The sequence below is a fragment of the Rhodococcus sp. NPDC054953 genome, from assembly GCF_053609225.1.
The window spans coordinates 95227-117202 of sequence record NZ_JBSGXD010000015.1 but is presented as its reverse complement, the minus strand read 5'-3'; the positions used below and the strand labels follow the sequence as shown (position 1 = coordinate 117202).

The 21976-nt window shown below is 70.5% G+C and carries 17 protein-coding genes; 9 read left to right on the top strand and 8 right to left on the bottom strand.

Annotated elements, in window-relative coordinates; genetic code table 11:
• Positions 1–49: 49 nt before the first annotated feature.
• Positions 50–3022, bottom strand: coding sequence for a UPF0182 family protein (locus ACWF62_RS12635; protein ID WP_378570330.1), 2973 nt, complete (start codon positions 3020–3022; stop codon positions 50–52).
• 135 nt (positions 3023–3157) lie between these two features.
• On the opposite strand from ACWF62_RS12635, the gene ACWF62_RS12630 reads away from it, so the two are divergent.
• A complete protein-coding gene (locus ACWF62_RS12630) occupies positions 3158–3778 on the top strand; it encodes a PPA1309 family protein (RefSeq protein ID WP_378506992.1) in 621 nt (206 codons plus the stop codon).
• 169 nt (positions 3779–3947) lie between these two features.
• Here the strand turns inward: ACWF62_RS12630 and ACWF62_RS12625 are convergent, their stop codons facing one another.
• Positions 3948–4970, bottom strand: coding sequence for a YlbL family protein (locus tag ACWF62_RS12625; RefSeq protein WP_378506991.1), 1023 nt, complete (start codon positions 4968–4970; stop codon positions 3948–3950).
• A gap of 109 nt (positions 4971–5079) precedes the next feature.
• On the opposite strand from ACWF62_RS12625, the gene ACWF62_RS12620 reads away from it, so the two are divergent.
• The 3 genes from ACWF62_RS12620 to ACWF62_RS12610 all read left to right on the top strand — a co-directional run bounded on the left by ACWF62_RS12620 (position 5080) and on the right by ACWF62_RS12610 (position 8793).
• Positions 5080–6495, top strand: coding sequence for a zinc-dependent metalloprotease (locus ACWF62_RS12620; protein WP_452630207.1), 1416 nt, complete (start codon positions 5080–5082; stop codon positions 6493–6495).
• 97 nt (positions 6496–6592) lie between these two features.
• Complete coding sequence (locus ACWF62_RS12615; protein WP_378506989.1) at positions 6593–7450, top strand: hypothetical protein; 858 nt, start codon at positions 6593–6595, stop codon at positions 7448–7450.
• 14 nt (positions 7451–7464) lie between these two features.
• Entirely contained in the window at positions 7465–8793 is a 1329-nt protein-coding gene (locus tag ACWF62_RS12610; RefSeq protein WP_378506988.1) for an ABC1 kinase family protein, read from the top strand.
• Between the two features lie 15 nt (positions 8794–8808).
• Here the strand turns inward: ACWF62_RS12610 and ACWF62_RS12605 are convergent, their stop codons facing one another.
• Positions 8809–9426: a TetR/AcrR family transcriptional regulator gene (locus ACWF62_RS12605; protein WP_452630206.1), complete on the bottom strand. Its 618-nt coding sequence runs from the start codon at positions 9424–9426 to the stop codon at positions 8809–8811.
• A gap of 177 nt (positions 9427–9603) precedes the next feature.
• Between ACWF62_RS12605 and ACWF62_RS12600 the strand changes: the two genes are divergently transcribed.
• Genes ACWF62_RS12600 through ACWF62_RS12590 form a run of 3 tightly spaced genes read left to right on the top strand, consistent with a single transcriptional unit; the run spans position 9604 to position 12287 of the window.
• Positions 9604–10776 (top strand): aromatic ring-hydroxylating oxygenase subunit alpha, encoded by a 1173-nt coding sequence (locus tag ACWF62_RS12600; protein ID WP_378506986.1) that lies wholly within the window; start codon positions 9604–9606, stop codon positions 10774–10776.
• Positions 10777–10813: 37 nt separating this feature from the next.
• The gene (locus tag ACWF62_RS12595; RefSeq protein WP_452630205.1) at positions 10814–11320 is read left to right on the top strand and encodes a nitroreductase family deazaflavin-dependent oxidoreductase; all 507 of its coding nucleotides are present in this window, start codon (positions 10814–10816) and stop codon (positions 11318–11320) included.
• Positions 11321–11351: 31 nt separating this feature from the next.
• Positions 11352–12287: an exodeoxyribonuclease III gene (locus ACWF62_RS12590; protein WP_452630204.1), complete on the top strand. Its 936-nt coding sequence runs from the start codon at positions 11352–11354 to the stop codon at positions 12285–12287.
• Between the two features lie 58 nt (positions 12288–12345).
• Here ACWF62_RS12590 and ACWF62_RS12585 read toward each other — a convergent pair whose 3' ends face one another.
• Both ACWF62_RS12585 and ACWF62_RS12580 read right to left on the bottom strand, forming a co-directional pair.
• Positions 12346–12633: a WhiB family transcriptional regulator gene (locus tag ACWF62_RS12585; protein WP_452630214.1), complete on the bottom strand. Its 288-nt coding sequence runs from the start codon at positions 12631–12633 to the stop codon at positions 12346–12348.
• Between the two features lie 527 nt (positions 12634–13160).
• Positions 13161–15335, bottom strand: coding sequence for an ATP-dependent DNA helicase UvrD2 (locus tag ACWF62_RS12580; protein ID WP_452630203.1), 2175 nt, complete (start codon positions 15333–15335; stop codon positions 13161–13163).
• A gap of 132 nt (positions 15336–15467) precedes the next feature.
• Here ACWF62_RS12580 and ACWF62_RS12575 point away from each other — a divergent pair, with 132 nt between their 5' ends.
• Complete coding sequence (locus ACWF62_RS12575; protein ID WP_378506982.1) at positions 15468–15725, top strand: mycoredoxin; 258 nt, start codon at positions 15468–15470, stop codon at positions 15723–15725.
• Between the two features lie 212 nt (positions 15726–15937).
• On the opposite strand, the gene nudC is transcribed toward ACWF62_RS12575, so the two are convergent.
• Both nudC and ACWF62_RS12565 read right to left on the bottom strand, forming a co-directional pair.
• Entirely contained in the window at positions 15938–16819 is an 882-nt protein-coding gene (gene nudC / locus ACWF62_RS12570; RefSeq protein WP_452630212.1) for an NAD(+) diphosphatase, read from the bottom strand.
• Positions 16820–16890: 71 nt separating this feature from the next.
• Positions 16891–17958: a potassium channel family protein gene (locus tag ACWF62_RS12565; RefSeq protein WP_378506981.1), complete on the bottom strand. Its 1068-nt coding sequence runs from the start codon at positions 17956–17958 to the stop codon at positions 16891–16893.
• 184 nt (positions 17959–18142) lie between these two features.
• Between ACWF62_RS12565 and ACWF62_RS12560 the strand changes: the two genes are divergently transcribed.
• Positions 18143–18529, top strand: coding sequence for a DoxX family protein (locus ACWF62_RS12560; RefSeq protein ID WP_452630202.1), 387 nt, complete (start codon positions 18143–18145; stop codon positions 18527–18529).
• A gap of 50 nt (positions 18530–18579) precedes the next feature.
• On the opposite strand, the gene ACWF62_RS12555 is transcribed toward ACWF62_RS12560, so the two are convergent.
• A complete protein-coding gene (locus tag ACWF62_RS12555) occupies positions 18580–21963 on the bottom strand; it encodes an ATP-dependent helicase (RefSeq protein ID WP_452630211.1) in 3384 nt (1127 codons plus the stop codon).
• Positions 21964–21976 lie beyond the last annotated feature (13 nt).

Genomic DNA, 21976 nt, shown 5'->3' with positions numbered 1-21976 from the left:
GATCCGATCGGATCGGCGGGGCGCCCTTCGTCGGCTCCGCGCCCGCCTGCTACTCGGGCAGGTTCTGGTAGTCGGTGACGGCCTTCTGCAGCCGGTCCAGCGCCGCGCCGTAGGCACCGAAGTCGCCGCTCTGCTGCGCCGACCGCACCTGAGACAGCGCCGAATCCAACTCGGAGACAACGGCGTCCCGGTCGGTTCCGCCCGGCTGAGGGGGCGCGGGCTGCGCCGCCTCCGGCTGCGGTGTCGCGGGCGCAGGCGAGGTGCCGACGGACTGCTGCTCGGTCACGGTCCCACCGGGAGCCGTTGCGGCACCACCGGTTCCGCCCTCGAACACCTGATTCAGCGCCTCGGCGAGCGTGGCGGCGTACCCGACCCGCACGCGACCCGTCGGCCCCGGCTCCTGGAAACTGACCAGGACCCTCGTCAACTGCGGGAAGCTCGCGGCGTTCGACCCGCTCCGCTCGGTGAACATCGGCTCCACGTACAGGATGCCGCCGTCGGCGATCGGCAGGGTCAGCTGGTTACCGAACTGAATCTTGTTGGCACGCTCGAGAAGCGCCTTCTCCGATGCGACTCGGGAGTCCGAGATCATCGAGTTCTGGGCCTGCGCCGGACCCTGCGTCTGCTTGTTCACCGGCAACTGGAGCACGGTGAGCTTGCCGTAGTTCTTCGGATCCGAGTCCGCGGTGATGTACGCCGACAGGAACTCGCGACGGAATCCCACCATCGGACTGGTCAACCGGAACACCGGCTCGCCGGTCTCCTCGTCACCGACAAGGACGTAGTACGGCGGCTCGTTCAGTGTCGAGCCCTCGACGGTCGGCTCGTTCGGCACCGACCAGAAGGCGTTGTTGGTGAAGAACTCGTTCGGGTCGTCGACGTGGTACTTCGCGAGCATCTCCCGCTGCACCTTGAACAGGTCCTCGGGGTACCGGAAGTGCGAGCGCAGTTCGTCGCTGACCGCGGACGGCGGCTGAACCGTGCCGGGGAACACCCCCATCCAGGCCTTGAGCACCGGATCCTGCTCGTCGACCTGGTACAGCGTCACGGTGCCGTCGTACGCGTCGACGGTCGCCTTGACGGAGTTCCGGATGTAGGAGACCTCCTTGCGCGGGAGCGGTCGACCGGTGGTCTGGTCGATGCTGTCCTCCACCAACCCGTCGAGCGAGCTGCGCTGCGCGTACGGGTAGTTGTCCAGCGTCGTGTACCCGTCGACGATCCACACGATCCGGCCGTCGACCGCCGCCGGATACGCGTCACCGTCGGTGGTCAGCCACGGCGCGACGTTCTCGACGCGGGACTTCGGATCCCGGTTGAAGATGATCTTCGAGTTGGAGTCGATCACGCCGGAGAACAGGATGTTCCGTTCGGCGTACTTCGCGGCGAACGCCAACCGGTTGAACCAGTTCCCGATCGGAACGCCACCCGCACCGGTGTAGGTGTACTTCGAGTTGGTGGTGTCGTATTCGCGCGGCTGGTTCGGGTCGCCGTTGCCGACGATCGCGTAATCGGCGTCGCCCTCCGCGATCACCTCGCCGAAGTAGATGCGCGGCTGGTCGACCTTGATGACCTGGGTGCCGTCCTGCTGCGAGGCGATGTCGCTGACCGTGTAGATCGGGTAGCCGGCGTTATTCGAGGTGTCCTGGGTGGGGTCGAGCACCGGCGCGGTCACCCGGTTCGCGGGCGCAGCGACCAGCCCGTCGCCGTGGGTGTAGACGGTGTGCTTGTTGATCCAGTCCGTCTGGTTGCCCTGCAGGTTGTTCGGGGACAGCTCCCGTGCAGCGACGATGTAGTCCCGCTTCTCACCGGCGAGCTCGTACCGGTCGATGTCGAGCGTCGGCGGGAAGCCGTAAAAGTTCTGCCGCTGCTGCTGCTGGGTGAACGTCGGCGACAGCACGTTGGGGTCGAGCAGTCGGGCGTTCGCGATCGTGGTGACGTCGGCGGGCACATCCCGCGGCGCCTGCGTCGCGTCACCGCTGTACGGCTGATAGGTGACCTTGTCGTCGGAGATGCCGTACGCCTGCCGGGTGGCCTGGATGTTGCGCTCGATGTACGGGCTTTCCTTCTGCGCGGCGTTCGGCTTCACCGAGAACTGCTCGATCAGCAGCGGGTACACCGCACCGACCAGGATCGAGGACAACACCAGCAGCGCGGTCGCCAGCGCGGGAATACGCATGTCCCGCATGAAGATCACCGCGAAGAACGCGAGCGCGCAGATCACCGCGATCGCGAGCAGGATCAGCTTCGCGGGCAGCACCGCGTTGGTGTCCGTGAATCCAGCGCCGGTGAACGTGGGTTCCTTGCGGCTGCTCGACAGCAACGAATACCTGTCCAACCAGTACGCGACCGCCTTGAGGAGGACGAACGTCCCGGCCAACACGGCCAACTGGATGCGCGCGGCCTTCGTCAGCGCGCCCTCGTGACCGGACAACCGCAGGCCGCCGAAGACGTAGTGGGTCACCAGGTTCGCGAAGAACGCGATCAGCACGGCGACGAACAGCCAGTTCAGCACCAGCCGGTAGAACGGCAGGTCGAACGCGTAGAAGCCGACGTCGAGGTTGAACTGCGGATCGTGCTGTCCGAAGTCGCCGCCGTGCAGGAACATCTGCACGGCAACCCAACTGGACTGCGCGACCAACCCGGCCAGCACGCCGATCACGATCGGCACCACCACCCCGAACAGCCGGAGCCTGCTCATCACCGTCGTCCGGTAGCGGGCAATCGGATCGTTGGGGCCCGCCGCAGGCACGAACACCGGGCGCGATCGGTACGCGAGCAGCAGCGCCCCGAACACCGCGCCGCCGACGAGCAACGCGACGGCGAGGAACAGCAGTATCCGGGTGACCAGCACCGTCGTGAAGACGCCGCGGAACCCGACCTCACCGAACCAGAGCCAGCTCGTGTAGGTCTCGATCAGGCGCGGCCCGATCAGCAGCAGCACCGCCGCAACGAGCGCCAGTACCAACAGGACTCGGCTTCGTCTTGACAGCGAAGGTAATCCGGTGGGGGGCCGCATGCCCACGTGTCACGCTCCGGGGGTCGGGCGGCGCGCCGGGCGAGCCGCAGGGTGTTTTGTCCCACTCTACGTGGGAGCACCGAGGCCGACCGGCGTCGTCCGGGTTGTCCGGGTCCCTCCTGCTGGTGCGAGGATGGCGGGGTGAACGACTTCGACGGCACCCCCCATCCTGCCCGGATCTCCGCCGACGCGCTGCCCCGGTGCGTGCAGGAGGTCGCCGGTCACGTGGATCCCGACGGGTGGGGGCAGCCGCCCCGAATGTTCGCGCTCGTCCCGACCGCCGCGATCGCGGTCGCCGAACCCCACCTGATCGACCAACTCGAGGCTGGCTCCGAACTCACCCCGATCGAGCAGCATCCCCTCCCCGACGACCTGCACGGCACCGGCACCGCCATCGAGGAGTACCTCGGCACCACCAGTTGGTCCGAGGGGGTGGCCGGGTGCCTGCTCGTCCAGGAGATTCTGGTGCTCCCCCCGGCCGCATCCGAGGAGCTGAACTCCGCCGTGTCCGCCGCGCTCGCCGGCGACAACCCGGCCGACGACGTCATCCGGGCGTCGGCCGGTGCCCATCCCGAGCGCCGTGCGGCCCGACTGTTCGCCGCCGTCCTCCGTGACGGACGGTCCGAGTGCGCCCTCGCGCTGGCGCCGGACGAGGACGACGACCCGTTCGCCGAGCCGGAGCTGCGGACCGGGGAAAACCTGGCCCCCGGCCTGGTGCACGCCCTGCACGCAACGTTCGAGGCCACCGACGACGACTGGTGACCCGCACACCCGCCCCCGCACCGCCCCGCCTGACCCGCCTGACCCGCCTGACCCGCCTGACCGAATGTGGGATTCGGTCACATCAAGTGACCAAATCCCACATTCGGTCAGGGGGCGGGTGCGCGAGGCGGGGCGGGTGCGCGAGGCGAGGCGGGCTGGGGTGGGCGGGTCAGCAGGAGGGCGCGTCGCCGCCCGCGTTCAGCGAGTCCAGCGCGTCGACCGCGCCGGTGAGGTCGTCGACCCGCACCAGCCGCAGCCCGTCCGGTGTCCGCTGGGCGGCCTCGTCACAGTTCTTCGACGGCACCAGGAACGTCGTCGCCCCGGCCTCCCGCGCCGCGATCAGCTTGTACTGGATACCGCCGATCGGCCCGACGTCGCCGTCCGAGTCGATGGTTCCGGTTCCGGCGACGAAACCACCGCCGTTGAGTTCGCCAGGGGACAGCTTGTCGATCACCGCGAGGGTGAACATCAGGCCTGCCGACGGACCACCGACCTCGGCGAGGTTGAAGTCGACGGTGAACGGCACCTCGGGGATCTCGGTGGGGGTGACGCCCAGGTAGCCCACCTCGGTATGCCCGGGCCGGGCACCGAGCGTGACCGGCACCGTCACCGGCCCACCGTCGCGGTCGACGACGATCGGCGCGACGGTGCCCGGGGCGAGGTCGGCGACGGCACGCTGGACGTCCCCGACCGTCTGCACCGGCACCCCGTCGACACTCACGATGCGGTCGCCGACCCGGAGCAGATCGTGGGACGGTCCGTCGTCCGCGACATCCGAGATTTCCAATGCCACCGGCAGGTCAAGGAAGTGCAGCGCGGCGAGTTCCGCGGACTCCTCGGACTGCGCGAAGTCGGCGGCGTTCTCCTGCTGCACCTCGTCGCGACTGCGGTCGGCCGGGTACACCTCCTCGCGGGGCACGAGGCCGTGCCTGCCGCTGAGCCAGAACCCGAACGCGTCGAAAATGGTCAGTCCGTCGCGGACCGACACGGTGGTCATGTTCAGGTTGCCGGAGGTCGGGTCCAGCTCGGTGCCCTCGATGTCGATCACCGGCTTGCCCTCGACCTCGCCGAGGGTGTTGAAGGTCGGACCCGGCCCCAGCGCGACGAACGGCACCTGAACGACCGTCCCGAGCCCGAGTAGCGCCGCGACCGGCACCAGCGCCGCGACCAGGGTCAGCATCCGTCGATTCACCCGGCCCAGCGTAGAGGTCGACGACCGGTGTGACCGCCATCAGGGCGTGTTCGCGCTCGGCGTGATTTCCGCGGCACCCCCCGCCATCGATGCCTTGTACCGTTGACGTATGAGCAATCCGCCGTTTGGCTTCTCCAACTCCGACGACGACCCCGACCGCGACAAGAATTCCGGTGGCGGTCCGACCGGGCCCGGCGGGATGCCGTTCGGCTTCAACACCGGGGGATTCAACCCGGACGGTGCCAACGCGGCGGGCGGGTTCGATCCGGCCGCGCTCGGGCAGATGCTGACCCAGTTCGGGCAAATGCTCAGTGGGATGGGCAGCGCGATGGGCACCGGCGGCCAGTCCGGACCGGTGAACTACGAGGTCGCGAAGAAGCTGGCGATGCAGCAGATCGGTTCGGTCACCCCGGTCACGGCGGGCGCGGCGTCCGCGGTCACCGACGCCGCGCACCTCGCCGAGGTCTGGCTCGACGGTGCGACGACGCTGCCCGCTGGCGCGACCCGGACGGTGGCGTGGACCCCGGTCGAGTGGCTCGAGAACACCCTCGACACCTGGAAGCGGCTGTGCGATCCGGTCGCGGAGCAGGTGTCGGGCATGTGGGTGTCCGGGCTGCCGGAGGAGGCGCGGCAGATGGCCGGGCCGATGCTCGGCATGATCGGTCAGATGGGCGGGCTGGCGTTCGGTTCGCAGCTCGGGCAGGCGCTCGGGCAGTTGGCCTCCGAGGTGTTGACGTCGACCGATGTGGGGCTTCCGCTCGGCCCGACCGGTGTCGCGGCCCTGATGCCTGCCGCGGTGGAGAAGTTCAGTGAGGGTCTTGAGCAGCCCGACCGCGAGGTTCTGGTGTTCCTCGCGGCGCGGGAGGCAGCGCATCAGCGACTGTTCGTGCACGTGCCGTGGCTGCGGCAGCGACTGCTCGCGACGGTCGAGGAGTATGCGCGGGGCATCAAGATGGACTTCTCGGCGATCGAGGAGGCCGCGCAGGGCCTGGACCCGAGCGCACTGACCGACCCGTCGAAGCTGGAGGAACTGCTCGCGCAGGGCAGCTTCGAGCCGCAGACGACCCCGGAGCAGAAGCAGGCCCTTGAGCGATTGGAGACGCTCCTCGCCCTGATCGAGGGTTGGGTGGAGGTCGTCGTGGCGCAGGCGCTCGGTGACCGGCTGCCCGGCGTCGCGGCGCTGAGTGAGACGCTGCGCCGCCGCCGCGCGACCGGCGGCCCTGCGGAGCAGACCTTCGCCACCCTGGTCGGGCTCGAATTGCGTCCCCGTAAGGTCCGTGAGGCCGCGCAGCTGTGGCGTCTGATCGGTGACGCCGCTGGCGCGGACGGCCGGGACGGGGTGTGGGCCCACCCGGACCTGCTTCCCGATTCGAGTGACCTGGACAGCCCGGCCGGGTTCGTCGACCGGGTCGTCGGCGGCGGCACCAGCACATTCGACGATCCGATCGCGCAGCTTGAGGCGCTGCAGGCCCGTGAGCGTGAGGAGCGGGGCGACACCGATTCCCCCGACTCCCCGAACACCTAGCGCGCGGAGCCGGATTCCCAGGTCAGCGCCGCGCTGGCCTGTGGATAACCCCGTCCACTGGGCGGCAGGCAAGGGGGGGTGCTGGCACGCTGACCGCATGTCGCCCGTTGCCACCCGCCCGCTGACCGGCCCCCGACTCGACCCGTGGACCCCGGTCCTGATCCGCCCCAGCGGAACGCTGCAGGTCGGGTGGAACCCGGAGACGGCGCTGCTGGTGCGGCCACCCACTGGGGTCACGGCCGAGACGGTCGCGTCCCTGCTGCGCCTGCTCGACGGCAGCCGCAGCCACACCGAGATCGCCTGGCAGGCGAACCGGGCCGGTATCGACAGCGCCGACATCGGCCGGATCCTCACCGAATTGACCGGCGTGGGCGCGCTGCTCCCGCAGCGCCGGGAACCGACGGTGCGCGAGGTGCACCTGCACGGCCGCGGACCGCTGGCCGACGGCATCGCCGCGGCCCTGTCCGATGGCCGGATCAGGGTGGGCCGGTCGGTCCCGGACCGCGCGGGCCCCGAGTTGCCTGCGGGGCGGGCCGACTGCGTGGTGCTCACCGACGAACTGGTGACGGAACCGAGCACCGTCGCGGCGCTGATGTCCGCGGGGACGGCGCACCTGCCGGTCCGTCTCCGGGACGGGCGCGGCGTCGTCGGGCCGCTGGTACTGCCGGGACGGACCAGCTGCCTGCGCTGCGCCGACCTGCACCGCACCGGCGTCGACCCCGAGTGGCCGCACCTGGCGGCGCAGCTGCTGGGGCGGGTCGGGGCAGCAGCTCCGGCGACGGTGCTCGCGACGGTGGCCCTCGCCGTCAGCGAGGTGACGACCCTGGTTGATGGCGATCCGGCCCGACCGCCCGCCAGCCTGGACACCACCCTCGAGTTCGACCTCCGGTCGCCGACGTTGGTCCGGCGACGGTGGCGAGCACACCCGGACTGCGGTTGCCGAGCGGCGGACTAGGGCATGATTGGTGGGTGCCCGACATTCCCCGCCGCAGCTCAGCCCGCACCGCCAAACTGGCGAGCATCCCGTTGGGAATCGCGGGCCGCGCCGCCGTCGGATTCGGCCGCAAACTCGCCGGTGGGGACCGGGAGGAGATCGACGCGAAACTGACCCAGCAGGCCGCGGAGCAGCTGTTCAGCGTGCTCGGCGAACTCAAGGGCGGCGCAATGAAGCTCGGTCAGGCGCTGAGCGTGATGGAGGCGGCCGTCCCCGAGGAATTCGCCGAACCGTATCGGGACGCGTTGACGAAGCTGCAGGCCGAGGCGCCGCCACTGCCCGCGAAGAAGGTGCACCGGGTCCTCGACACCCAGCTGGGCACCCGGTGGCGGGAACGGTTCACCAGCTTCGACGACGCCCCGACCGCGTCGGCAAGCATCGGTCAGGTGCATCGCGCGGTGTGGTCAGACGGCCGGGACGTCGCGGTGAAGGTCCAGTACCCGGGCGCCGACGAGGCGCTGCGCGCCGACCTGAAGACGCTGTCCCGGATGGCGGGAATGTTCGCGGCGGTGATGCCGGGGGCGGACATCAAGCCGGTGCTCGACGAGCTGAGCGCCCGGACCGAGGACGAGCTGGACTACCGGATCGAGGCGAACAACCAGCGGGCGTTCGCCGCCGAGTTCGACGCGGACCCGCAGTTCGCGATCCCGAAGGTGGTGGCCAGCTCGCCGAAGGTCGTGATCACCGAGTGGATGGACGCGACACCGCTGTCGGCGATCATCGGCAGCGGCACCCTCGAGCAGCGCAACACGGCTGGCGCGCGGCTCGCCGAGTTCCACTTCGCGTCGCCTGCCCGGGTTGGGCTGCTGCACGGCGATCCGCATCCGGGCAATTTCATGCTGTGCGATGACGGCCGACTCGGCATCCTCGACTACGGCGCCTGCGCGGCGATGCCCGGCGGGCTGCCGCCGGTGCTGGGGCGGATGGTGCGGCTGGCGCTCGAGGAACGATTCGACGAGCTGACGGAGTTGTTGCGCGCCAACGGGTTCGTGCTCCCCGGCCGGACCGTCACCGAGGCCGAGATCGCGAACTACCTGCGACCGTTCACCGATCCGATCCACACCGAGTCGTTCCACTTCACCCGGGCCTGGCTGCAGCGCGCCGCGGGCACCGCGACCGACTTTTCGTCGGAACATTTCCGGACCGCACGGGCACTGAACCTGCCGCCCGAGTACGCGATGATCTTCCGGGTGCTGCTCGGCTCGGTGGGGATCTGCGCGCAACTCGACGCGGAGGCCCCATACATGGGGATCCTCACGCGGTGGCTGCCCGGCTTCACCGAGGACGTGCGGCGAGCTGAGTAGGGACCCGATTTCCGATCAGGGCACCCGGGCCTCGGACCGCATTCGATCTACCGCTGGCGCGACCCATTTCCGCAGATATGTCCGGAGATCGGCGCCGCTGCGAGGCGGTCGGCCGGGGTCGATGACGAACGACTGCACGATGCGGAGCATGTGCTCGACCAACTCGTCGAGCTGCGCGCCGGCCAGTCCTGCCTGCGTCCAGTCGACGGCGAACCGTTCGAGGATCGACCGGCCGAACGCGAGCGCGGCGTCTGAGGTGACGCCGGCCGAGAAGGCGCTGGCCCGGCCGGGCGCGAGCACCATGTTCAGGTACGTTTCCTCGGGTATCTGCTCGAGGGTGTAGGCGATGCCCTCGACGACGGCTTCGGCGGGGTCGCCGATACCGCCAAGGTGCGCGGCGAGCAGGTCGAGAAACGGTCCGGCCTGAGCGATCGCGGTCGCGCCGAGCAGCGCCTCCGTGGTCGGGAAGTACCGGTAGACGGTCTGCCTCGTGACACCGAGATCCCGCGCAACCTCCGTGATGCTGACGTCGCCACCCGATCGGTCCAGGGCGCGACGGGCCGCCGCGAGGATTCGGGCAACGGCCTCGTCGTCGTCGGCCGGTGTTGCCCCCGACCAACCGTGAGTGCGCATCGGCCCGTCTCCCGTCCCGCCCAGCCAGTGTCGGTCGAACCCTACCCGCGCGCGACCCACCGACACGGACCCGGCAACGCGACTCGGATTCCCGGAAAACACAGACCGTACAGACTGGCTTCGTTGTATGGTCTCGGTCACTGCGGCCCACCCGGGCGCGGGAAGGGACACCAGACGATGACCACACCACCCGATACCCGTCGGTCCGACCCGACGGACGACCTCACCCGGCGCGCGCTGCGGCATGTCATGGCAGGCACGACCGACATGGCGGAGACACCGCTGCGCGTGCCCTTGCACTACTACCGGGACCCGAAGCTCACCGAGGTCGAGGAGGCGCAGATCCTGCGCCGCACTCCCCTCGCGATCGTCCCCACCGCCCAGATCGGAGGACCGGACGACTACGTCGTCCGCAGCGTTCTCGGCGACTCCCTGCTCGTCACCCGGGACGGATCCGGCACCGCACACGTCTTCCTCAACTACTGCCGACACCGCGGCGCCATGCCCGCCTGCGGTTCCGGCAATGCGACCCGGTTCACCTGCCCCTATCACGCCTGGACCTACAAGAACACCGGGAAACTGGTCGGCGTGCCCGGCAAGGAGGGCTTCACCGGCATGGAGCGGTCGGAGTACGGACTGGTGGAACTCCCCAGCCAGGAGAAGTACGGATTCGTCTGGGCGGTGCTGACCGCAGGCGAATCCATCGACGTGGACACACATCTCGGCCCGATGGGCCCGGAACTGGCGCGGTTCGACTACCACTCCTACGGCTACCACGACGAGCGCGAGTTCGAGTCGGACGTGAGCTGGAAGGGCGCCCTCGAGGCGTTCGCGGAGAGCTACCATTTTCCCTTCGTCCACTCCGAGAGCGTGATCGGCCAGAACACCGTGGCCAACACCTCGATTCACGACGCGTTCGGCAGGCATCACCGAATGGGCTTCCCGTTCAACTGGATCGCCGACCTGGACACCAACCCGCAGGGATCGTGGGACCCGTCGGCGAACATGGGCGTGATCTACTGGATCTACCCCAACCTCATCCTGGCGAACAGCCCGGTCGGCGTCGAGATCCTCGACATGCTCCCCGCAGGCGCCCCGACGCGGTGCACTCTTCGCCACAGCTGGATGGCCCGCATTCCCGCGACCACGGACGACCAACGCGACCTGTACGACACCGTCTTCGCACAGGTGCACGGCGCGGTCCGCGACGAGGACTTCGCGATGTTGCCGCAGTGCGGGGAGGGTGTGCGGCGCGGCCAGCACGACCACATGATCATCGGCCGCAACGAGATCGGCGTCCAACACATGATCAAGACGTTCGCCGCCGAACTCGGCGTGGCACTTGGTTGAGGTCGACGCCCCGCGACCCACGAAGGAGAAGGCACCAGTGAACGTATCGTCCGCACGCGCCACCCCACCACGACCCCGGCAACTCGACTCCCCCGTCCTGCCCCGGATCTTCAAGCACGTCGGCCGGTGCCAGGTGTGGCTCTACCGCCGGACAGGAGGGCGCATCGGGGGACGATGGCGTATCGGCGCCGGATTCCGCAAGCCGGTTCCGACCCTCCTGCTCGAGTACCGGGGCCGCACGTCCGGCGCCCGGTACACGACACCGTTGCTGTACATCGAGGACGGACCGGACGTCGTCGTTGTCGCGTTGCAGGGCGGGCTGCCGAAGCATCCGCAGTGGTACCGCAACCTGTGCGCGAACCCGGACGCACGCGTCCAGATCGGCAGGCAGCATCGCGACGTCATTGCGGCCACGGCCGACACCGGGCAGCGTGCCCGGCTGTGGCCACAGCTCGTCGACGCCTATGCCGACTTCGACACCTACCAGTCGTGGACCGAACGGGAGATCCCGGTCGTCGTTCTTCGGCCCCGCTCCCCCGGATGACCGCGTGGGCTGCTGCCTAGACTGGGCGATCGTGCGGATTGCGACGTTCAACATCAACGGTATTCGGGCCGCCCAGCGCCGCGGATTCGAGCAGTGGCTGCACGAGCGGGAGCCCGACGTGCTCGCGTTGCAGGAGATGCGATCGCGGGCGGCGACGATCCCGCCCGGCGTGTTCGGCGGATATCACCTGTCCTACGACGAGGGCACGCTGGCCGGGCGGAACGGCGTCGCGATCCTGACCAGGCGTGCCCCCGCCGCGGTCCGGACATGGAGCGGCACCGCGCTGGTGCGGGCGCCGGGTGAGGTGCACACCGACCCCGTCGATCTCGACCCGGTCCCCCTCGCCAGGGGTCTGCGCGAGTTCGCCGACCAGGGCCGCTACATCGAGGTGGACCTCGCCGACGCCCCAATCACCGTCGCGTCCCTGTACCTCCCGAAGGGCGGCCTGCCCGCGCACCTGCAGAAGCCGGGGCGCATGCGCGAGCAACCCGACGGGGGCGCCCGGTATGACCGGAAGATGCGCTTCCTCGACGCGTTCGCCCGGCAGCTGACGCGCTCCCGCCGGGACGCGGGGGCCCGCGGCCGGGAACTGCTGCTGCTGGGCGATCTGAACATCGCGCACACCCGGCGCGACGTGCGGAACTGGCGGACCAGCAGCCGGTCCGAGGGGTTCCTCCCCGAGGAACGCGACTGGTTCTCGTCGATCCTGTCGCCGCGCACCCTGGTGGACGTCGTGCGCGGCCTGCACCCCGACGTCGACGGACCGTACTCGTGGTGGTCGTGGCTGGGGCAGTCGTTCGACCGGGACACCGGATGGCGGATCGACTACCACCTGGCGACCCCGCGACTCGCCGCGGCGGCGGTGGCCGCAGGCACCGACCGCGAGGCGGCAGCGGAGCTGCGGATGAGCGATCACGCCCCCGTCGTCGTCGACTACGACCGGAGCCGCCCGCCCCTCGCCCCCTGACCGAGTGAACGGAAGCGTTCAGTCGATCTGATCGACTGAACGGTCCGTTCACTCGGAGTCAGGCGCAAACGGCGATCTTCCGGGGCCGCCCGCGCCGCCGTTTGCGGGCGATCACCACACCGTGGTCGAGGATCTCCCCGCCCCACACCCCCCAGGGTTCCGCGCGGTCGAGGGCGGCGCTCAGGCATCGGGCCCGGATCGGGCATTCGGCGCACAGGGACTTGGCCTGTTCCAATTCGGCGGGGGTCTCCCCGAACCACAGGTCGGGGTTCGCGGCACGGCACGGTAATTCGGTTGCACGGCTGGGCAATTCGCGCAGCACCGGCCCGGCGGTGGTGGGTTCGATGTTGGTGCGGACTGTCGCGGTGGACACGTCGTGCTCCTTACGGACTGGTCGATGGGTTCGGGATGCGAGCCTGCGACCTGTCCTGGAGCGTCCACCCCGGAGGGAGATACTCGAAAACACGAAAGGCCACGGTCCGCTGGGCGTCCGTGGCCGGTGAGGAGAGTGCTACCGAGGGCGAGCTCGGAGAGCGATCCGGGGCACGGACGACAGGGCTGCTGCATGTGCGCGACGGCGAAGGACACGCTTCGGCGCCTCCGCCCACATGGCGGCGGGCAGGTGAGCGGCGCCGCCGATTGATGCCGACGGCAGGGGACGCTGGGCGACCACCGCGCAGTGCTGCACGCTGCTGATCCGATCGATCATGGTTCCGATCACCTCCCTTGCTCTTCGAGACGACAACGTCGTCCGTGCGGTCCCGCCGATGCCGGGCATCGGGGGCTGGCCGTGACGGCAGGCCGAAGCCCGCGACGTCGGAATCCAGGGTAAGCGGTCCCGACGGAACCACACAACCCATTTTTGACCTGCGGTTACATGCCTTCGATGAGGGACTGCTGCGCGACGGACAGCGGGTTCTCCCCCCGCACCACCGCAAGGACGTCCGCACCAAACCGTTCGAGCTTCTTCGCGCCGATCCCCGGAATCGTGACGAGCGCGCGGTCGTCGACGGGCTGCTGCTCGGCGATCGCGGTCAACGTGGTGTCGCTGAACACCACGTAGGCGGGCACCTTCAACTCCTTCGCCTTCTCCAGCCGCCACGTCTTGAGCGAGTCGAACAGGGCCGCGTCGAGGTTCGACGGGCAGGTCTCGCACCGTCCGAGCATCGTCGCCGCGGTGCCGAGGAGCTGCTTGCCGCACACCCGGCAGCGGGGGCGCTTCTTCTGCGCTGCCGGCGCCGCGATCCGCGACGCCGGTGAGTCGTCGGGGATCAGTCCGAGCAGGAAGCGGGACCGCCGTCGGGATCGGCGACCGCCCTCGGCGCGCGCCAGCGCCCACGAGAGCTGGAGGTGTTCGCGAGCCCGGGTGACGCCGACGTACAGCAGCCGGCGTTCCTCCTCCACCGCCGCCTCGTCCGGCGGCGTGGTCTTGTCCCCCAGCGCGTGTTGGATCGGGAGGGTTCCGTCGGCGAGGCCGACCAGGAACACCGCGTCCCACTCGAGCCCCTTCGCGGCGTGCAGTGACGCCAAGGTCACCCCCTGCACGGTCGGAGGGTGCCGGGCCTCGGCACGCGCCGCCAGGTCGCGGAGCAGCCCGGCCAGATCCAGGTCCGGCTGGTGGGCCAGCAGTTCCTCGGTCAGCGCGACGAGGGCGGTCAGCGACGCCCACTTCTCACGGGCCTGCGCGCCCGCGGGCTCGGTGTCCGTCAGGCCCATCGGCACCAGCACCGCACGCACGAGGGTCACCAGCGCGTCGCCGCGGTCCGCGCCCTCGGGCAGATCCTCCCGCGCCGCGGCCTGCCGCAGCGCGTTCACCGCCTGCCGGACCTCCGGGCGGGTGAAGAAGCCCTCCCCGCCGCGCACCTGGAACGGGATCCCCAGTTCCGTCAGCGCCTGCTCGTGCACCTCCGACTGCGCGTTGATCCGGTACAGCACCGCGATCTCCCCCGCAGGCACGCCCGACTCGATCAGCTTCTTGATCGACGCGGCGACCGCCGCCGCCTCGGCCGGTTCGTCGTCGAACTCGACGAACGTCGGGTCCGGTCCGCTCGGGCGCTGACCGATCAGTTGCAGGCGGGTGCCCGCGATCCGGCCGCGGGCCGCGCCGATCACCCGGTTCGCGAGGGACACCACCTCGGGGGTGGACCGGTAGTCGCGCTCGAGCCGGACGACGGTCGCCTCCGGGAAGCGGCGGGAGAAGTCGAGCAGGTGCCGCGGCGACGCACCCGTGAACGAATAGATCGTCTGATTCGCGTCACCGACGACGGTGAGGTCATCCCGCTCGCCGAGCCACGCGTCGAGGACCCGCTGCTGCAGCGGTGTCACGTCCTGGTACTCGTCGACGACGAAGCAGCGGTACCGGTCCCGGAACTCCTCCGCGACGGCGGCATGATCCTCAAGCGCGGCGGCGGTGTGCAGCAGCAGGTCGTCGAAGTCGAGCAACATCGTCTCGCCGCGCAGCTTGAGCGACTCGTAGGACGCGTACACCTGCGCGACCTTCGCCGCGTCGGCGGGCGGTTCGCGGCGCGTCCGGGCCGCGGCCGCCGGGTAGTCCTCCGGGGCCACCAACGACGCCTTCGACCATTCGATCTCCCCCGCCAGGTCCCGCACGCTCTCGGTGGTGGTGGGCAGTCCCGCACGGTTCGCGGCCTGCGCGACAACCGCAAACTTCCGGTCCAGCAGTTCCCACTGGGCGTCGCCGACCACCTGCGGCCAGAAATACCGCAGCTGCCGCAGCGCCGCCGCATGGAAGGTGCGGGCCTGCACCTGACTCGCGCCGTCCCCGATGCCGAGGCCCCGCAGCCGCTCCCGCATCTCGCCCGCCGCGCGGGCGGTGAACGTCACCGCCAGCACCTGCCCGGCCGCGACGTGGCCGTCCGCAACGAGTCGAGCGATCCGATGCGTGATGGTGCGGGTCTTGCCCGTCCCGGCACCGGCGAGCACGCAGACCGGTCCCCGCGGTGCAAGCACGGCCGCCGACTGCTGCGGGTCCAGACCCTCGACGGTGCCACCGGGTTCCCGAACGCTCGCAGACATGCCACCCATCATGGCAGGACCAACCGACAGACCCGATCCGCCTGCGGCAACCGTGCGCGATTTTCACCCCCATTGGGGTAAGGATCACTCACGGCGGCGGAGCCGCACGGAACAATCCGGCGCGACCGTGGTGTTATATGCCGCGTGACCGCAACCGAGACCGCCCCCGCCCTGACCATGTACTCCACCACCTGGTGCGGGTACTGCCGCCGCCTGAAGAAGCAGCTGGACGAGAACGGCATCAGCTACGTCGAGGTCGACATCGAGCACGATCCCGCCTCCGCCGAGTTCGTGGGAAGCGTCAACGGCGGCAACCACGTCGTCCCGACGGTGAAGTTCGCGGACGGCACGACGGCCACCAACCCCACCCTGGCCGACGTGAAGAAGATCCTCGGCGTCTGAGCGGACGCCCGCACCACCGTCGACAACGGATGGCCGCCTCGATCGGAGGCGGCCATCGGCATTCACAGAGACCGGATGCCAGCGAGTTGGCCACGCCGGCGGTGCCGGCTATTTGGCCACGCCAGCGGTGCTGGCTATTTGGCCACGCCAGCGGTGCTGGCTATTTGGCCACGTCGGCGGTGCCGGCTATTTGGCCACGTCGGCGGTGCCGGCTATTTGGCCCACGCCTCGATCATCCCGCGGGCGATGGACACCGAGCCGGGAACGAGCAACCGCGCCTCCTCCGGCGACGACCAGTCTCCGAGGGCGAGGGCGTCACGAACCTCGTCCCGCGAGAACCAGTGCGCCTCCGCGATCTCCCCGTCGGTGAAGGCCAGCGGGGCTTCCGGGTCAGCGATGGCGGAGAAGCCGATCATCACCGATCGGGGGAACGGCCACGGTTGACTTCCGAGGTAGTGGATGTCCCGGACCGCGAGGCCGACCTCCTCCTCGATTTCCCGCGCGACGCACGCCTCAAGGGACTCCCCGGCCTCAACGAACCCGGCGAGCACCGAGAACCGGCGATCCGGCCACATTCCGTTGCGCGCCAACAGGACTCGGTCTGCGCCGTCATGCACCAGGCAGATCACCGCTGGATCGGTGCGGGGAAACTCCTCGTGTCCGGTGCTGCTGCTGTGCCGGGACCACCCCGACATCGTCGGTTCCGTCGGGGACCCATCGATCGCACTGAATCCGGCGCCGTCATGCCAGTTCAGGATCGCGACCGCGGTGGTCAGCAGTCCGGCACTCGCGTCGTCGAGCCGATGACCGATCATCCGGAGGTCGGCGAGCTGACCGGTCATCGCGGGGACCCGCACCGCCCACAGGTGCCTGCCCTCCCGACGTCCGAGGAACACCGCACCGGGGACCGGCTCCGCGCCGAGCGCCGCCGCCGGTTCGAGCACCAGGTCCGCACCGTCGACGCGAGCCTGTCCGCGATGGGTGATCCGCAGCAGCAACGCGTCCGCCCACCCGGCCCGCAACGCGTCGACATCGGAACGCAGTTCCTCCGCTCGATCGAGCGCCGAACGCGACAACAACGGGACCTCGGTCATCTCGAAATCAGCCACGTACTCACCCTAGGGCGCGGCCTCCGCGGCACCCCGCCCAGACCCGGGCCCGCCGGTCAGTTGCCGACGCGGCGAATGTAGAGCAGCCGGTCGTCCGCCTCGACGGCGTCGACCTCTGGCGCACCGACCCGGACCAGTCGCCCGTCGCGCACCACGGCAAGAACAATGTCGGACAGGTGCCGCGGCGAACCACCGACCTCGTCGTGCTCGACCTCGCGTTCGGCGATCGCGAAGCCGGCCTCCGGGGTGAGGAGGTCCTCGATCATCTCCACGACGGTCGGGGTGGTGCGCGCGATACCGAGCAGGCGTCCCGCCGTTTCCGACGACACCACCACCGAATCCGCACCCGACTGCCGCAGCAGGTGCGCGTTGTCGGTCTCCCGGATCGCGGCGACGATCTTCGCCTTCGGACCCACCTCGCGGGCCGTGAGCGTCACCAGCACCGCGGTGTCGTCCCGGTTGGCCGCGACGATCACCGACGCGGCGTTCTGCACGCCCGCCAACCGCAGCACATCCGACTTGGTTGCCGACCCGAGCACCGTCACCAAACCGAGCCCGGCCGCCGAGTCCAGCACCGTCTGATCGGTGTCGACGACCACGATGTCGGACGGCTTGATCCCGTCACCGAGCATCGCGTCGACCGCGGTCCGCCCCTTGGTCCCGTAGCCGACGACGACGGTGTGATTGCGCATGGTGTTCCTCCAACGCTGAATCTTGTATGCCTGCCGGGACCGTTCGGTCAACGCCGCCAGGGTGGTGCTGATCAGGATGATCAGGAAGAGCACCCGCAGCGGGGTGATGACCAGCACGTTGATCAACCGTGCACTCGGGCTCAGCGGGGTGATGTCCCCGTACCCGGTTGTCGACAGGGACACCGTCGCGTAGTACAGGCAATCCAGGAACGACAGCTCGTTCTCCTGCGCGTCCCGATAGCCGTCCCGATCCAGATAGATGACGATCACCGCGAGAAACAGGACCGTGACCGCCATCATTACCCGGCGGAAGATCAGCCGGAACGGGCTGCGCACCGCCTCCGGGATCCGCAACACGCCAACGAGCGCGTAGTCCGGCTGCGCGATCAGGCTCTCCTGATCGCGTAACCGTTGGCGCAACTTACCGGCCATGTGCGGGACTCCAGTTCGCAGACATCGGCACGGAGCCTAGCCAACGACGCACCCGGCGCGCGCGGGACCACACGGCGCGCACCGAAGAACCGCGGCACACCTGGCGCGGCCCGCCGCGGCACACCTGGCGCGGCCCGCCGCGGCACACCTGGCGCGGCCCGCCGCGGTCGTGCACCCTGATGGCATGACCCCCTCCCCCGCCGCCACCCTCTCGGCGCTGCTGATCGGTTCGGGCACCCTGCACTTCGTGTCCCCGGCAGCGTTCGACTCGATCGTTCCGCGCGCGCTTCCCGGGCGGGCACGCACGTACACGCAGGTGTCGGGCGCGGCGGAACTCGCGATCGGTGCCGCACTCGCGGTCCCCCGCACCCGTCGCCTCGGCGGCACCCTCGCCGCCGCACTCTTCGTCGCGGTCTTCCCCGCCAACGTGAACATGGCGGTCGACTGGATGCGCCGCGACTCGGTGTCGGCGCCGCTGAAGGCGCTCGCCCTGGCGCGGCTTCCGCTGCAGTTCCCGCTCGTCGCTATGGCGTTGAAGGTTCGCCGACAGTCGGGTCGACCGGTCACGTAGCCCGACCCGCCCTGCCACCGTCGGCGCCGGTCCCCCAGCCGCCCGCTCGGTCACTCCGCGGCCCTCGTCGACTCGCCCGGTCCGTCCGCTCCTGCCGTCTCGATCAGGTGGGCCAACTCGCCTGCGTCGGGAAGGTCGTCGGGCGAGATGGTCCGGCCGGTCCGCACGTAGTGGAACGCGGCCCGCACCCGCGCCGGGTCGACGGGATCCCCGCCGTTGGCCCGTGCCCGCGCCGACATCAGCTCCGCCCAGGCGAGTCGGTACGCGGCCAACTGCATCGCGACGGCATGCTCGTTCGTGGCGCTCGGTTCGGCGCCGGTCTTCCAGTCGATCACGGTCCAGCCGCCGTCGGGATCGGCGAACACCGCGTCGATCCGGCCGCGCACCACGGTTCCCGCGATGGACGTCTCGAACGGCACCTCCACCTCGACCGGGCTGCGGTTCGCCCACGCCGACCGCAGGAACGCGTCCTGCAACGCCGCCAGCTCCCCGTCCGTTGCGCCGTCGGTGTCTGCCGACCCGGGCAACTCGGCCATATCCAGCAGGCGGGTTGCCCCGAATCGCCGCTCGATCCAGGCGTGGAAAGCGGTTCCCCTGCGCGCCAGTGGATTCGGCGGGAACGGCAGCGGGCGACGCAGCCGCGCGGCCAGTGCGTCGGGCGCCGCCGCCAGGTCGACCAGCTGGCTCACCGACATCTGCGTTGGCAGCGACACCTGCGCGCGCGACGCGGCACGGGCGGCCCGCTCGGCGAGCAGGGCGTCCACATCCGCGGCCCACCCCTCGGGATCCGGATCGTCGCCCTCCCCTCCCGCCGCGGGTGACGGGTCCGGATCGGTCAACGCCGCCAGCACCAGAGCAGCTCCCCGCTCGACCGTGATCCTCCTGTCCCCCAACGGGTCCCGTGGCCACTCCGCGGTCACCGGATCCGCCGTCAGCGGGTTCTCGTCCTCCGGGCCGGGGTCCGGCGCCCACTGCTCGACGACCCCGATCGGGCGATCCTCCCCCGCCGCCGCGTCGACGACGGCGCGCATCTCGGTCAGGAAGTCCGACGGCCCCTTCGGGGTGCCGCCGGACTCGGCCCAGTGGTGCCCCGAGAGGTACAGCGCCCGCTCGGTGCGGGTCAACGCCACGTAGAAGAGCCTGCGATCCTCCTCCAGCTTGCGCCGCGCGAGGGCCTCCTTGTTGGCGAGCAGCACCTCCTCGAGGTCCTTGCGGTCGTGCACGTCCTCGAGGTCGGGGACCGGAACCCCGTCGGACCCGTCGCCGCCCTGTGCGCGGTCACCGCGCAACGTTGGCGGCAACTCCGCGACGGAGCCGAGCCACGTGCCGGTGCCGGTCCCGGACGGGAACACCCCAGCCACGATGTGCGGCACCGCGACGACCTGCCATTCGAGGCCCTTCGCGGAGTGCACGGTCAGCACCTGGACCCGGTCGGGCGCGACCTCCACCTCGCCGGGCGCCAGCCCGTTCTCGACGGTCTCGGCCGCGGTCAGGAACGCGAGCAGCCCGGTCAACGTCGCGGCCGGGTTGCGCGCGTACCCCGCGACGGCGTCGGCGAACGCGTCGAGGTGTTCGCGGCCCGCGCCGCCGGGCCGCACCCACGGCAGCCGGGCCTGTGCCTCGATCCCGATGCCGAGGACCCGCTCGACCTCGGCGACCAGTTCCGTGAGCGGCTGCCCGATCCGTTCCCGCAGGGACGTCAGCTCCGCGGCGAGCGCGTCGATGCGGGCGTACCCGAGCGCCGAATACCGGGACGGCGCACCCGGATCGGCGATCGCGTCGGCGAGACCGGCCTGCTCCGCGTACTCACCGGGCAGCGCCGCATCCAGGGCCAGGTCCAGACTGTCGGGGTCGGTGACGGCGCCGCCCGCGTTGCGGGCCGCCCCGACTGCGAGCTCGCGTGCCCGCCGCCACAGCGCGGCGAGGTCGGCGACCCCGAGGCGCCACCGGGCCCCGGTGAGCACCCGAACCGTGGCACTGCCCGCGAGCGGATCCGCGACCAGGCGCAGCATCGCGATCACGTCCGCGACCTCGGGCACGTGCAGCAGCCCGCCGAGCCCGACCACCTCGACCGGCAAACCCCGGCGGCGCAGTGCGGTGGCGATCGGCGCCGCGTCGGCGTTGCGGCGGATCAGGACCGCCGCCGTCGGTGGGGCCTCGTCACGCTCACGTGCGGACGCGTACTCCGCGGCGATCCGTTCCGCGATCCAGTCCCGCTCCCGCTCGACGTCGGCGAGCAGGGCGAGGCGGATGTCACCGGGCGCGACCTCCGGTTTCGGCCGCAGTTCGGGGACCGGTACGCCCCGTTCCCGGAGGCTTGCCGATGCGGCGTTCGCGAGTTCGAGCGCCTCCGCCGGGTTGCGCCAGCTGGTGAGCAGTTCGAGCCGCGGCGCGGGACGCCCGTCGGGCAGCGGAAAGTCGGTCGCGAAGCGGGGCAGGTTCGCCGCGGACGCGCCGCGCCACCCGTAGATCGATTGCATCGGATCCCCGACCGCGGTCAACGCGAGGGATCCGTCCTCGCCGCCACCGAACAGGGACGCCAACAGCACCCGCTGCGCGTGCCCGGTGTCCTGGTACTCGTCGAGCAGCACCACCCGGAAGCGTTCCCGCTCGGACCGCCCGACCTCGGGGTGTTCGGCGGCGACGCGGGCGGCGAGGGACATCTGGCTGCCGAAGTCGAGGGCTCCGTCGCGGCGCAGCGCCTCGGCGACCCGCTGGACGAGCGGCAGCAGCGCGACCCGTTCGTGCTGGGTGTCGAGCAGGTCGAGCAGCTCCTTTTTCGGCCCACCGCGCTGCCGCGGTCCGGCGGGCAGGGTGTGGATCAGCTTGTCGAGTTCGGTGTGCGCCTCGCGCAGGTCCTCGGGCTCGACGAGGTGCTCGGCGAGCTGCCCGGACAGCGCGAGCACCGCCTCGGTCAGCGAGGTCGGGCTGCGGTCGGTGTCGAGGTCGCCGTCGTATGCGCTGACGACCCGGTACGCGAGCTGCCACAGCGCGGTCTCCGACAGCAGTTCGGCGGACGGCTCCATCGGCAGCAGCAGCCCGTGCTCGGTGAGCAGTCTGCCCGCGTACGAGTGGTAGGTGCTGACCTCCGGTTCCCCGGTGAGGATCCGTCCCCGCAGGTCCTCGCCGAGCCCGAGCCTGCGGGTGACCCGCGGGTCCGCCAGCCGAGCGAGGCGCTGTCGGATCCGGGACGTCAACTGCTGCGCCGCTTTTCGGGTGAACGTCAGACCGAGCACCTGCTCGGGGTCGACCAGGCCGTTCGCGACCAGCCACACCACCCGCGCGGCCATCGTCTCGGTCTTGCCCGCGCCCGCGCCCGCGACGACGAGAGTGGGGCCGAGCGGCGCGGCGATCACCGCCGCCTGTTCGGGTGTCGGCGGGAACTGGCCAAGCGCCGCCGCCACCTCGGCCGGCGTGATCCGGGCTGTCGCCATCCCGCTGCTCCCG

Excerpts from the sequence above, each read along its gene's own strand:
- ACWF62_RS12620 (WP_452630207.1), top strand. The coding sequence starts at position 5,080 with ATGAGCAATCCGCCGTTTGGCTTCTCCAACTCCGACGACGACCCCGAC.
- ACWF62_RS12615 (WP_378506989.1), top strand. The coding sequence starts at position 6,593 with ATGTCGCCCGTTGCCACCCGCCCGCTGACCGGCCCCCGACTCGACCCG.
- ACWF62_RS12605 (WP_452630206.1), bottom strand. The coding sequence starts at position 9,426 with ATGCGCACTCACGGTTGGTCGGGGGCAACACCGGCCGACGACGACGAG.
- ACWF62_RS12600 (WP_378506986.1), top strand. The coding sequence starts at position 9,604 with ATGACCACACCACCCGATACCCGTCGGTCCGACCCGACGGACGACCTC.
- ACWF62_RS12580 (WP_452630203.1), bottom strand. The coding sequence starts at position 15,335 with ATGATGGGTGGCATGTCTGCGAGCGTTCGGGAACCCGGTGGCACCGTC.
- nudC (WP_452630212.1), bottom strand. The coding sequence starts at position 16,819 with ATGACCGAGGTCCCGTTGTTGTCGCGTTCGGCGCTCGATCGAGCGGAG.
- ACWF62_RS12565 (WP_378506981.1), bottom strand. The coding sequence starts at position 17,958 with ATGGCCGGTAAGTTGCGCCAACGGTTACGCGATCAGGAGAGCCTGATC.
- ACWF62_RS12560 (WP_452630202.1), top strand. The coding sequence starts at position 18,143 with ATGACCCCCTCCCCCGCCGCCACCCTCTCGGCGCTGCTGATCGGTTCG.
- ACWF62_RS12555 (WP_452630211.1), bottom strand. The coding sequence starts at position 21,963 with ATGGCGACAGCCCGGATCACGCCGGCCGAGGTGGCGGCGGCGCTTGGC.